Source organism: Micromonospora sicca, from assembly GCF_003172935.1.
Taxonomy (GTDB): domain Bacteria; phylum Actinomycetota; class Actinomycetes; order Mycobacteriales; family Micromonosporaceae; genus Micromonospora; species Micromonospora sicca.
Genome location: NZ_QGKS01000076.1, coordinates 1 through 11,909, shown reverse-complemented (window position 1 = coordinate 11,909; position 11,909 = coordinate 1). Strand labels below are relative to the sequence as shown.

Genomic DNA, 11,909 nt, shown 5'->3' with positions numbered 1-11,909 from the left:
TTACCAGGTGAAGCGCTCAAGATGAATGCGCTCCGCCGGCACGCCTGCCTGCCGCGCCGCCCGTACGACCGATTGCATCCATTCGTCCGGTCCGCAGACGAACACGTCGTGCTGCGCGACGTCCGGGACAAGGTCGCCCAAGGTTTTCGCGTCGTCGCCGAATCCGGCCGGCAACCACGAGTCCTCCCGCCCGCGCGACCCCAACAGGTACTCCACGCGCAGGCCGCGGACGGCCGCGAGGCGCTCAAGTTCCTGGCGAAACACCAGGTCTTCTGCCGAGCGAGCCCGGTACAGCAGCGTGGCGTTGCCCGGCGCGTACGGTAACTCTTCCAATAAGGTCCGCAGCGGGGTAATTCCGATCCCGGACGCGATCATGGTTAGCCGCGGAGCCGTGCGCCGGGCGGCGGTCAGCCGGCCGTACGGCCCCTCAATCAGCACACGGGTTCCCGGCCGTAACTCTGACACCTTCTCGCTGCCCTCGCCGCGGGATCGCACCGTGATCCGCAGCATGTCCTCACGCGGCACCGCGGACAGCGAGTACGGATGGCCCCGACTCCAGCCCGGGCCGCTGAGGAAGCGCCACTGGAAGAACTGCCCGGCGCGTACCGGCAACTCGTCCAGGTGGTGTCCGCGCATGTAAATCGAGTGGACGCCGGGAGCCTCTGGGACGACTGCGGCGACCGTGAGTCGGTGCCGCAGCGTCCGCCAGGTCGGCAGCCCCAGTCGGAAGGCGACCACCGTGCCGGCGCACGCGGCGTATGCGGTCCACCAGTACAGCGTCGCGGCCCGGGAGCTGGTGAAGTCGGCCCCGGTCCAGATCTGATGCGGCAGCGCCAGGCCGACGCCGAGGTAGGCGTAAAGATGCAGCAGGTGCCACGACTCGTAGCGCAGCCGCCGCCGCACGGCCCGCAGGGAGGTGAGCACGACCATCGTCAGGGCGGCCGCCCCGGCGACCGCCAGCAGCACTCCCGGGTACGTGGTGACCAGGCTCCACGCCTCGCCTGTCACGGAGGCCCCATCCGTCGCGGCGTAACCGACCGTGATCAGCACGATGTGCGCGAGCAGCAGATCGAAGGAGACAAACCCGACGACGCGGTGCCAACGGGCGAGCCGGTCCTGTCCGTAGGTGCCCTCGATCCACGGCACGCGCGCCATCAGCAGCACCTGGATGAGCAGCAGGTCGGCCGCGACAAGCCCGGTCAGCCGACCGATGGACGTCAGGCCCGCCATCCAGCCACGAAGATCCTGCACCCCGCCGCTCCGCACCCAGAGCGCGGCTACGATCAGCACGCTGACCGCGCCGACCGAGGCGATCACATCGGCCCACCACGACCAACCCGCGGTTCGTAGGGGCCTGGCCGCCACGCCGGCCGCCTGCGCCTTCCCAGTCACAAGACCCCCCTCCCGCACGAGCCCTGTTCGCCCATTAACCGTCGGAGTTCCCCATTGCCATCTCCGGAATCCCCCGGCGAGCGTGTGGTGCCATCGGAGAATCGACCAGAAGACCTCACACCGGAAAAGGATGATTGAGGGCGATCGCGCGTCTATTTACCGGCGAGTTCGGGGAGCCGCACAATAGCTACGTCTCGATGATGCCAATTTCTACGCGCCGCGTCCGCCCTTTTCATGGCAGCGGGATCTCAGTAAGGCGTCGAACGCCAACCGATGATTGCCGCCAACGCCCGTAGACAGCTGAAATACGACCAGGTCGCAGCCTTGATCAAGGCCGCGACCTGGTGGGCGACGGACGAGTCGACCTGTACGCCGGATTCTGTGACCGATGACGCCCCGAGGGGCGCCGTCGGCGGCGGCCATCCATCTCGGCCTGCCGTCGCCGGCAGGCTCCAGCGGCCTACCCGCAGACATCGGACGGGCAGCCCTCAAGCGTCTGCGCGGACCGTCATCTTTGCGGTGACGACCCATTCTTGGCCTTGCTCCGGGTGGGGTTTACCTAGCCATCCCGGTCACCCGGGATGCTGGTGGGCTCTTACCCCACCGTTTCACCCTTACCGTCCCGTATCGGGCCGGCGGTCTGTTTTCTGTGGCACTGTCCCGCGGGTCACCCCGGGTTGCCGTTAGCAACCACCCTGCCCTGTGGAGTCCGGACGTTCCTCGGCGACGGGCCGGAGCCCGTCGACGCGACCGCCCGGTCGACTCGTCCGTCGCGCCTCCATCCTAACGACGCGGCTCGCTCACCCATTTCCACCCCGGAGGATCATGCCCGCGGGCCCGGCGCGACCGGGATCGTGATTCATCCGCGTCATCAGCTTCACAGCGGCCTGGCGGCGATGCCGGGGCCACCGACACCTGGGCGGCGCGGACGGGGGCGTACTAGCCTCTGGGGATCATGGACCTCTCCGACGCCGCGCTCCTGCTCGCCGCCGGTCTCGCCGCGGGCACGGTGAACGCGGTGGCCGGGGGCGGTTCCCTCATCACCTTCCCGGCGTTGATCGCGGTCGGGCTGCCGCCGGTGCCGGCGAACGTCAGCAACTCGGTGTCGGTCTTCCCCGGGTACGTCGCCAGCGTCGCGGGCAGCCGGGCCGACCTGCCACCGGCCCGGCGGTTGGCCACGCTGGTGCCCACCACGATCGCCGGCACCATCGTCGGCTGCCTGCTGCTGCTGGCCACCCCGGCGCGCGCCTTCGAACTGGTGGTGCCGTTCCTGGTGCTGGGCGCGACCGCCGTACTGGCCTTCCAGGATCCGCTGCGCCGGCTGGTCGGCCACCCGGCCGGGCTGAGCCCGCGCCGCCGTACCGTCACCGTCCAGGCCATGGTCGGGCTCGGCGCGGTCTACGGCGGCTACTTCGGCGCGGCGCTCGGGGTGATGCTGGTCGCCGGCCTGGCCCTGGTGCTGGACACCACGCTGGCCCGGGTGTCGGCGATCAAGAACCTGCTCTCCGCGGTTGTGGGGCTGACCACGCTGGTCGTCTTCGCGCTCTTCGGCCCGGTCAACTGGGCGGCGGTCGCGGTGGTCGCGCCGGCCACGCTGGTCGGCGGGTACATGGGCGCCCGGCTGGTCCGCCGGCTGCCGCCGGTGGTGCTGAAGACCCTGATCGTGGTCTTCGGCACGGCGATCGGCCTCTACCTGCTCTGGCGCGCGCTGCGCTGAAACCCGCCGTCGGGTGGGCCCAGGACGCCGAACCGCCCCGGCGCGACGCGGCGCCGGGGCGGTTCGACCAGGTGCGGAGGGGAAAGCTCAGTACGCCTCGCCGACCGGCTCCTCCGGGGCGTGCTCGGCGTCGCGGGCCGCGGAGTTCCAGCGGGACCAGAGCACCCGCTCGCCGTAGCCGGCGGCCATCACGTGCGCGAAGGCCAGGTAAACCAGCACGCCCACGGCGAGCACCCCGAAGCCGACCCAGAACGGCAGCGCCAGCCCGTGCTCGGCGAGCTTGCCGGAGATGATCGGGGCGGGCGCGGCGGCGCCCCAGCGGACCAGGTTGAACGCGCCGGTGGCCACCCGGCGGTCGCTGGAGCCGAGGCCGAGCGCCAGGTCGGTGAGGTTGGCGTTGGCCAGGCCCATGCAGAGGCCGGCGAGCACCAGCACCACCAGCGACCGGGCGGTGGAGTGGGACGTGGCGAAGAGAACCATGCAGACCAGCAGGCCGGCGATGGCCACGCCGACGGTCTGCACCGCGCCGATCCGGTGGGCGAGCCGGTGCCCGATCACCAGGATGCCGACGGCCAGGCCGAGGCCCCACGCGGTGAACGCCAGCCCCAGCGGCACCACGTCGAGGTGCAGGAAGAGCGGGGTGTAGCCGAGCACCACGAAGAAGACGAAGTTGTAGGCGGCGGTGACCACGCAGAGCGTGACGAACGCCGGCTTGCGGTAGGTGGCGAAGATCTGACGGACGCGTACGGGCGCCTGGCGGTTGGCCGGCTCGCGCAGCTTGCGGGACGCGACGGCCAGCGCGAGGACCATGAAGACGCCGCAGACGAAGAACGGCAGCCGCCAGCTCACGTGGCCCAGCAGGCCGCCGATCAGCGGGCCGACGGCGAAGCCGAGCCCGAGCGCGGTCTCGAAGAGCCCGACCACCCACTCCCGGTCGATCGCGAGGTTGACCAGCACCACCATCGCGGTGGCGAAGAACATCGCGTTGCCCAGCCCCCAGACTCCGCGCAGCACGGAGAGCTGCACGATGTTGTCGCTGAACGAGGCGAGGATCGCGGCGGCGCCGACCACCGAGACCCCGGTGATCAGCACGGGCTTGAAGCCGAAGCGACCGCTGGCCAGGGTCGCCGGGATCATGCCGAGCGCCATCACCGCGATGTACGCGGTGAAGAGCAGCTCGACCTGCCAGGCGGTGACGCCGATCGCCTCGCCGATGGCCGGCAGGATCGGGTCCACCACGGCGATGCCGGCGATGGCGAGGAAGGCCACCAGGGTGGTGGCGTAGATGGCACTGCGGTTGGGTTCGGATCGCCGATCCACTCCGCGCCTCCAGACAGATAGCTGTATCGTACAGGTAACTCTGTTGTATCATACAGCTATGACGGACGACCGCACGCCCGGCACGGACCCGGGCGAGGTCACCCTCGGCCGGATCGAGACCGAGGTGGCGCTGCTGATGCGCTTCGGCGAGGCCACCCGGCGCGGCACCGGCACCATGGAGCACCGGCTGCTCGACCGGGCCGCGTACGTGATCCTGCGGCACCTGGCCGACGCCGGCCCGCAGAACGTCTCCGCGCTCGCCGCCACGCTCAACCTGGACGGCTCGACGGTCACCCGCCAGCTCTCCGCCATGCAGCGGGACGGCCTGATCGCCCGTGCCCCCGATCCGACCGACGGTCGGGGCACGGTGGTCTCCCCCACCGCCGCCGGGCTGCAGCGGATGGCCGCCGTCCAGGCGGCCCGCACCCGGCTCTACGGCGACATCCTGGCCACCTGGTCCCCCGACGACCGGGACACGCTCGCGCAGCTGCTGCACCGCCTCAACCAGGCCCTGCAATCCCGCCCCCGCCCCCGTTGAGGCGCGCGCCGGGCGGCGCAGATGTTAAGAGGGGCCCCTGTACAACGCCAGGCGTTAACAGGGGGCCCCTCCTTGCACGTCAGGCGACGGGCTCGCGGGCGGAGTCGGCGTCGCGGTCGGTGCCGGGGGTGACGCGCGGGTCACCCTCGTCGGCGAAGTAGTCGTCCGACGTGGTGTGGTCCACCCCGCCGGTGACCTTCGCGGCCCGCAGGACCAGCGTCCCCAGCGCGGCGACCACCAGGTTGACCAGCACCGCCACGATGCCCACGTAGATCGTCTTCTTGGTGTCGAAGCCGAATTCGGACAGCGGGAAGGCCGAGCCGGCGAAGTGCTTCTTCCCGGTCGCCGGATTCGCGATCTGGTAGAGCATCCACATGCCCATGCCCATGCCGGCCACCCAGCCGGCGATCAGCGCGCCCCGGTGGAACCAGCGGGTGTAGAGGCCCAGGGCCACGGCCGGCAGCGTCTGCAGGATGATCACGCCGCCGATGAGCTGGAGGTCGATGGAGAACTGCGGGTCGAGGAAGATGATGAACGCCAGCGCGCCCACCTTGACCAGCAGCGAGGTCACCTTCGAGACCTGCGCCTCCTGCGCCGGGCTGGCGTCCCGCTTCAGGTACTCCTTGTAGATGTTGCGGGTGAACAGGTTCGCCGCCGCGATCGACATGATCGCCGCCGGCACCAGCGCGCCGATGCCGATCGCCGCGTACGCGACGCCGGCGAACCAGCTCGGGAACTGCTGGTCGAACAGCAGCGGCACCACCGTGTTGCTGTCCACGCTGCCCGCCTTGGCGCCCGGCAGCGGCTTCACCCCCGCCGCGATCGCCATGTAGCCGAGCAGCGCGATCAGCCCGAGCAGCAGGCTGTACGCCGGCAGCGCGGACATGTTCCGCTTGATCACGTCCCGGTTCCGGCTGGCCAGCACGCCGGTGATGCTGTGCGGGTAGAGGAAGAGCGCCAGCGCCGAGCCGAACGCCAGGGTGACGTACTGGAGCTGGTTGTTGGCGTTGAGCAGGATGCCGTCCCCGGGGGCGGGTGACGCCTTGAACTTCGCGTCCGCCGCGTTGAAGATGTCGCCCCAGCCGCCCAGCTTGTACGGCAGGTAGATGATCGCCACCAGGATCACGATGTAGATCAGCGAGTCCTTGACGAAGGCGATCAGCGCGGGGGCGCGCAGGCCCGACTGGTAGGTGTAGGCCGCCAGGATGGCGAACGCGATGATGATCGGCAGGTGCCGGGCCAGCGCGTTGTCGCCGGTCACGCCCATCGTCTTGAGCACCGACTCGATGCCGACCAGTTGCAGGGCGATGTACGGCATGGTGGCGACGATGCCGGTGATGGCGACCAGCAGCGCCAGAACCGGCGAGTCGAACCGGTTGCGGACGAAGTCGGCCGGGGTGACGTAGCCGTGCCGGTGCGACACCGACCAGAGCCGGCAGAGCACCAGGAAGACCATCGGGTAGATGACGATCGTGTACGGCACGGCGAAGAAGCCCATCGCGCCCGCGCCGAACACCAGCGCCGGCACCGCCACGAAGGTGTACGCGGTGTAGAGGTCGCCGCCGACCAGGAACCAGGTGATCCAGCCGCCGAAGTTGCGGCCGCCCAGTCCCCACTCGTCGAGGTGCGCCATGTCGCGCGGCGCCCGCCACCGGGCCGCCACGAAGCCCATCGCGCTGACCAGCAGGAAGAGGAACGTGAAGACGATGATCTCGGTCAGATGGTCACGCCACATCACCGATCACCCCGCTTCTTCGTCATCTGGTAGACCAGCGTGGTGGTGGCCACGCCGAGGATGATCCAGGCCAGTTGCAGCCAGTAGAACCGCGGGAAGCCGAACAGCCGGGGTGAGTCGGCGTTGAAGAGGGCCGGGATCAGCGGCACCACGATCGGTATGAAGAGCAACCAGTTCCAGGGACTGTGGTCCTTCGCCCTGGATCGCGCCGGGGTCGGCGCCTCCGGTTCGGGTGCTGCCATGTGACACACCTCCGGGAAAGTCGTAACTAGCCATGTGACGGCCGGAGGCTACGACCCTGTGAACGCGGTCACGTTCAGCGGGGCGACGGCGATGCGCCGAACGGCCGGCCGCGTGCGCCGAGCGGCGCGGGCAGCCGGCCCGGCGGGGTGACGTCAGAGGGCGGCGAGGTGGGCGGTGTCGTTGACCACGCGCACGGCGACGCCGCCGTCCGGGTAGAGGTCGAGCAGCGAGATGCTGGCGGTGTCCAGGTAGAGCCGGTGCAGGAAGGCGTCGCCCGCCGCCAGGGCGTCGCGCAGCACCAGCTTGATCGGCGAGACGTGGGAGACCAGCACGACGGTCTCCCCCGGGTACGCCGCGCGCAGCCGGTCGACCGCCCGGCCGGTCCGCTCGGCGACCGCCGCGAACGACTCCCCCTCCGGCGGGGCGACCCGGGTCGAGGCGAGCCAGGCGTCCAACTCGCCCGGCCAGCCCTCGCGCACCTCGGCGAAGGTGCACCCCTCCCAGGCCCCGAAGTCGCACTCGATCAGGTCGTCGTCGGGGCGCACCGGCGGGTTGCCGACGACCGCGGCGATCGCCTCGGCGGTGGCCGTACACCGGGACAGCGGCGAGCTGACCACGGCCGCGACGGACGGGGCCAGCGCGGCCACCCGGGCGGCCGTGGCCCGGGCCTGGGCGCGGCCCCGGTCGGTCAGCGGCACGTCGCCGCGGCCGGAGTAGCGCTTCTGCACGGTCCGCTCGGTCTCGCCGTGCCGGACCAGGATCAGCCGGGTGGCGGTCTCGGTGGGGCGCGGCTCCCAGGAGGCGGGGGTGGTCGCCGGGTCGGTGCCGGTGGCGCGGCCGGTCGCCGCCCGGGCGGCCGCCTCGCGGGCGGCCGCGCGGGCCGCCGAGTCGGGGCCGGCGACCTCGCGCGGCGGCTCCACGATCCGGGGCGGCGCGACGGTGGCCCGGCTCGGGGCCTTGCCGGCGGCCACGTCCATCGCGGCGTTGGCGAGGGCGTCGGCGTGCTTGTTGCGTTCCCGGGGAACCCAGCTGAACCGCACGCTGGCGAACCGGCCGACGAGGCCGGCGGCCTGCGCGGCGAGCGGTCGCAGACCGGGATGCTTGATCTGCCAGCGGCCGCACATCTGCTCGACCACCAGCTTGGAGTCCATCCGGGCCTCGACCTCGGACGCGCCCAGCTCGGCGGCGGCCTCCAGCCCGGCGATCAGGCCGCGGTACTCCGCGACGTTGTTGGTGGCGGTGCCGATCGACTCGGAGCGTTCGGCGAGCACCTCGCCGGTCTCCGGGTCACGGACCACCGCGCCGTACCCGGCGGGACCGGGATTGCCCCGGGACCCGCCGTCGGCCTCGACGACGACCGCGCCGACCGCCACGACGGCTACAGGCCCGACTCGTTGGTGCGCACCATGATCCGCCGGCACTCCTCGCAGCGGACCACCTCGTCCGGGTCGGCCTTGCGGATCCGGGCCAGGTCGGCGCCGGAGAGCTCCAGCCGGCAGCCCCCGCAGCGGCCCGCGGTGAGCAGCGCGGCACCCAGCCCGGTGTCCTCGCGGATCTTGTCGTAGAGGCCGACCAGGTCGGCCGGGAGGTCACCGACGAGCGGCTGACGGGCGGAGCGCTTGAACTCCTCCTCCTTGCCGATCTCGGCGAGGCTGGCGTCGCGGCGCTGCTCGGTCGCCGCGCGCCGGTCCCGGGCCTCGGCCATCCGCCGCTCGATGCCGTCGAGCACGCCCTGCGCGGTCTCCCGCTGCTCCATCAGCTCCAGCTCGGCATCCTCCAGGTCGCTCTGCCGGCGGTTCAGCGAGACCAGCTCGTGCTGGAGCGCCTCCAGCTCTCGGGCGGGGCCGCCGCCGGCGGCGAGCCGGGCCTCGTCCTTGCTCTTGCGCGCCCGCACCTGGTCGACGTCCTTCTCCAGCCGGGCGATGTCCCGGTCCAGGTCGTCGACGGCCACCTGGGCGCGGACCCGCTCGTCCTCCAGCGCGGAGAGTTCCCGCGCGAGGGCCTCCAGCTCGGCCCGCTCGGGCAGCGACCGGCGGCGGTGGGCGAGCTGGGCGAGGGCGGTGTCGATCGCCTGGAGGTCGAGCAGCCGGCGCTGCACCTTCGGGTCAGCCTTCACGGGCGGGGCTCCTTGTCGTCGGGACGGGGTGCGGCGGCGTGCACGGTCCACGGGTCGGTGTCCAGGTCGGACACCACGGTGTCGACGCCCAGCGCGGCCCGCAGGTGGGCGGCCAGGTCGTCCAACCAGGGGCGTTCGGTCGCCCAGTGGGCGGCGTCCAGCAGGGCGGGGCCGCCGGCGGCGAGGTGCTCGCCGGCGGGATGGTGGCGCAGGTCGGCGGTGAGGAACGCGTCCACCCCGGCGGCGGTCGCCTCGGCCAGAAAGCTGTCCCCGGAGCCGCCGCTGACGGCGAGGGTACGAACCATACGCCCGGGATCCCCGGCGGCGCGAACTCCCCAGGCGGTGACGGGCAGCACGGCGGCGGCGTGCCGGGTCAGCTCGGCGAGGGTCATCGGGGCGAGCAGCTCGCCGATCCGGCCGATGCCCCGCCCCGGGCCGTCGGCCGGGGAGCCGGGGCGCGGCCGGTGCAGCGGCCGCAGCCCGGTCAGCCCGAAGCGGGCCGCGAGGGCGTCGGAGACGCCGGGGTCGGCCACGTCGGCGTTGGTGTGCGCCACGTACAGCGCCACGTCCGCCTTGATCAGCCGGTGGACGATCCGCCCCTTGTACGTGGTCGCGGCGACCGAGGACACCCCGCGCAGCAGCAGCGGGTGGTGGGCGACGATCATGTCGGCCCCGGCGGCGAGCGCCTCGTCCACGGTCTCGGGCACCACGTCCACCACGCAGGCGACCCGGCGCACCCCGGTGGTGGGCTCGCCGAGGACCAGGCCGACCCGGTCCCACTCCTCCGCCCAGGCGGGCGGGTAGCGGCCGTCCAGCACGGCCACCACGTCGGCCACCGTGGGTGGGGATCCGGTTGTGCTCACGGCCGGCCAGCTTACCGGCGCGGGCCGTGACACACGCCCTCGACCGCCGGGACGCGCCCCGAACAGGACCGGGCAGCGCGCCGGCGGAACTCGGCGGACGACCCCGCGCCGCGCCCCGAGGTCATCCGTCCCCGGCTCAGGCGACCGGGGCGACCGGTCGGCGCAGGCTACGCAGGGCCGCCAGGCCGGCCCCCCACGGGAAGGCGTCCTGGTGGCGCTCGCCGCCGCCGGGCGGGTGCAGCGGGACGACGTGGTCGCCGAAGACCACCGCCACCCCCCACTCCCGCAGCCGGCCGAGGCTGGCCCGGAACGCCGGGTGGGCGGCCATCGCCGTGTTCGTGTACGGCACGGCGGCGACGGGCAACCCGAGCCCCTGCCCCTCGATCAACAGCCCGAGCGCGAGGGTGTCGGTGATCCCGACCGCCCACTTGTTGACCGTGTTGACCGTCGCCGGGCAGACCAGCATCGCGTCCGCCGCCGGCAGCACGTCGGGATCGCCCGGGTTCTTGTAGTGGGTGCGGACGGGGTGACCGGTCTGCCGGGCCAGCGCGGTCCGGTCGACGAACTTCGCGCCGTCCGGCGTGGTGACCACGCAGACGTCCCACCCGTCCTGCTGGGCCAGCTCGACCAGCCGGCCCACCTGCCGAGCCAGCGGCGAACCGCAGGCGATGACGTACAGCACCTCGCGGTGCCCGTCGCTGCGCGGACCGTTCATCCGACCGGCACCACGCTCATACTCCGACTCCCATGTGCACAGCCAACTCCGCAATCGGCGGAGGCGGCGCACCCCGTGTGCGACGGAGCACGTCCGACATCACCTCGTGGGCGATCGGCCGGCAGCGGATCTCGGACGGCGCGAGCCGGTCGCCGCGCAGCAGCATCTCACCCGCGTTCGCCACGTCGCCGATCTGCGCGTAGCCCCGCGCGATGTCGAGCAGGTGGTGCGCCCGCCGCTCGGGCAGCAACGCGTTGAAGGCCGGCTCGGCGATGCCGTGGTGGATCTCCACCGCCCGCCCGCCGTCGCCCAGTTCCACCGCGGCGGCGGCCCGGTGCAGCTCCAGATTGGTCGGGCCGAACGAGGTCCAGTAGTGGTTCTGGTCGCCACCGAGCAGCGTCGCCGCCTCCTGCGCGCCGGTGAGCAGGTCGTCCACGCTGGCGGAGTCGCCGATCCGGGCGGCGGCCATCGCGCCCTGGAGCAGCAGCATGCCGTAGACGGAGAGGCGACCCGGGGAGGCGTCGTTGCCGCCGCCCGGGGCGAGCCGGTTGGCGATGTTGACGTTGAGTTCGAGCGCCGGCCGGGCCCGGCCCATGGCGACCAGCGCGTTGCAGACCCGGGTGGTGGCGATGCCGGCCAGGAGTTGGTCGTCGGCCCGCTGGGCGACCGCCATCGAGCGGTCCGCGGCCAGCCAGGCCAGGTCGCACTCGCCGAGCTTGCGCAGCACCGAGGAGGCGATCTGGTAGACCTGCCCGAGCAGGTGGGCCGACTCCCGGGCCTGGTCGCCGCCGTGGCCGGCGTCGGCCGCCTGGGCGTCGCGCAGCAGCTTCGGCAGGGCGCGGGTGAGCATCCCGTACCGGCCGTACTGGTAGGTGAGCCAGGCATGGTTGACCGCCTTGCGCATGTCGGCCAGCGGCGGCGGGCACGGCGCGGCGTCGAAGTACGCGCTCATCGAGTCGTACCGTTCCAGCGCGGCGCGGATCTCCTCGACCTCGACCTGGTCGATGCAGTTCAACGCGTCGGTACGCCGCTCCGGGTCCTTGCCGAGCAGCAGTTGGACGTCGACCTGGAGGATGTCGGCGATCTCGTAGAGGACGGAGAACTTGTCCAGCCGCCGGACGCCGCGCTCGACCTTGTCCACCCAGCTCTTGGACTTGCCCAGCCGGTCGGCGAAGACCTGCTGGGACATCTTGCGCCGGCCCCGCCAGTACGCCACCCGACGGCCTATGGGCAACTCGTCCATGTCCCCATCCCTCCCCCTGCCGCGTCC

11 protein-coding genes and 1 other RNA gene are annotated in these 11,909 nt (G+C 72.2%); 2 read left to right on the top strand and 10 right to left on the bottom strand.

Translation table 11 applies throughout. The annotated features are described in order from the left end of the window. A complete protein-coding gene (locus DKT69_RS02430; RefSeq protein WP_236647292.1) occupies positions 1 to 1,317 on the bottom strand; it encodes a ferredoxin reductase family protein in 1,317 nt (438 codons plus the stop codon). Between the two features lie 427 nt (positions 1,318 to 1,744). Further along, positions 1,745 to 2,158: RNase P RNA component class A (gene rnpB, locus DKT69_RS02425), an RNA gene on the bottom strand. Positions 2,159 to 2,347: 189 nt separating this feature from the next. On the opposite strand from rnpB, the gene DKT69_RS02420 reads away from it, so the two are divergent. Next, positions 2,348 to 3,109, top strand: a complete 762-nt coding sequence (locus tag DKT69_RS02420) for a sulfite exporter TauE/SafE family protein (RefSeq protein WP_109799971.1) — start codon at positions 2,348 to 2,350, stop codon at positions 3,107 to 3,109. Between the two features lie 87 nt (positions 3,110 to 3,196). Here DKT69_RS02420 and DKT69_RS02415 read toward each other — a convergent pair whose 3' ends face one another. Further along, the gene (locus tag DKT69_RS02415) at positions 3,197 to 4,429 is read right to left on the bottom strand and encodes an MFS transporter (RefSeq protein ID WP_109799970.1); all 1,233 of its coding nucleotides are present in this window, start codon (positions 4,427 to 4,429) and stop codon (positions 3,197 to 3,199) included. Between the two features lie 58 nt (positions 4,430 to 4,487). Between DKT69_RS02415 and DKT69_RS02410 the strand changes: the two genes are divergently transcribed. Then, positions 4,488 to 4,967 (top strand): MarR family winged helix-turn-helix transcriptional regulator, encoded by a 480-nt coding sequence (locus DKT69_RS02410; RefSeq protein ID WP_109799969.1) that lies wholly within the window; start codon positions 4,488 to 4,490, stop codon positions 4,965 to 4,967. A gap of 79 nt (positions 4,968 to 5,046) precedes the next feature. Here DKT69_RS02410 and mctP read toward each other — a convergent pair whose 3' ends face one another. The 7 genes from mctP to DKT69_RS02375 form a co-directional block, all read right to left on the bottom strand. Continuing rightward, on the bottom strand, positions 5,047 to 6,702 hold the full coding sequence (gene mctP, locus DKT69_RS02405; protein ID WP_109799968.1) for a monocarboxylate uptake permease MctP: 1,656 nt from the start codon (positions 6,700 to 6,702) through the stop codon (positions 5,047 to 5,049). Further along, positions 6,702 to 6,944, bottom strand: coding sequence for a DUF3311 domain-containing protein (locus tag DKT69_RS02400; RefSeq protein ID WP_109799967.1), 243 nt, complete (start codon positions 6,942 to 6,944; stop codon positions 6,702 to 6,704). Before DKT69_RS02400 ends, mctP begins: the two co-directional genes overlap by 1 nt. 153 nt (positions 6,945 to 7,097) lie before the next feature. Continuing rightward, positions 7,098 to 8,318: a bifunctional RNase H/acid phosphatase gene (locus DKT69_RS02395; RefSeq protein ID WP_109799966.1), complete on the bottom strand. Its 1,221-nt coding sequence runs from the start codon at positions 8,316 to 8,318 to the stop codon at positions 7,098 to 7,100. 5 nt (positions 8,319 to 8,323) lie between these two features. After that, entirely contained in the window at positions 8,324 to 9,061 is a 738-nt protein-coding gene (locus DKT69_RS02390; protein WP_109799965.1) for a zinc ribbon domain-containing protein, read from the bottom strand. After that, positions 9,058 to 9,924, bottom strand: coding sequence for a Nif3-like dinuclear metal center hexameric protein (locus DKT69_RS02385; RefSeq protein ID WP_109799964.1), 867 nt, complete (start codon positions 9,922 to 9,924; stop codon positions 9,058 to 9,060). Before DKT69_RS02385 ends, DKT69_RS02390 begins: the two co-directional genes overlap by 4 nt. Before the next feature lie 136 nt (positions 9,925 to 10,060). Then, complete coding sequence (locus DKT69_RS02380) at positions 10,061 to 10,639, bottom strand: flavoprotein (RefSeq protein ID WP_109799963.1); 579 nt, start codon at positions 10,637 to 10,639, stop codon at positions 10,061 to 10,063. A gap of 16 nt (positions 10,640 to 10,655) precedes the next feature. Next, positions 10,656 to 11,882 carry a helix-turn-helix domain-containing protein gene (locus DKT69_RS02375; protein ID WP_109799962.1) on the bottom strand — a complete coding sequence of 409 codons (1,227 nt, stop codon included), beginning with the start codon at positions 11,880 to 11,882 and terminating at the stop codon, positions 10,656 to 10,658. Positions 11,883 to 11,909 lie beyond the last annotated feature (27 nt).

Coding starts and splice junctions, on each gene's coding strand:
- DKT69_RS02380 (WP_109799963.1), bottom strand. CDS start 10,639: ATGAACGGTCCGCGCAGCGACGGGCACCGCGAGGTGCTGTACGTCATC.
- DKT69_RS02375 (WP_109799962.1), bottom strand. CDS start 11,882: ATGGACGAGTTGCCCATAGGCCGTCGGGTGGCGTACTGGCGGGGCCGG.
- DKT69_RS02400 (WP_109799967.1), bottom strand. CDS start 6,944: ATGGCAGCACCCGAACCGGAGGCGCCGACCCCGGCGCGATCCAGGGCG.
- mctP (WP_109799968.1), bottom strand. CDS start 6,702: ATGTGGCGTGACCATCTGACCGAGATCATCGTCTTCACGTTCCTCTTC.
- DKT69_RS02420 (WP_109799971.1), top strand. CDS start 2,348: ATGGACCTCTCCGACGCCGCGCTCCTGCTCGCCGCCGGTCTCGCCGCG.
- DKT69_RS02410 (WP_109799969.1), top strand. CDS start 4,488: ATGACGGACGACCGCACGCCCGGCACGGACCCGGGCGAGGTCACCCTC.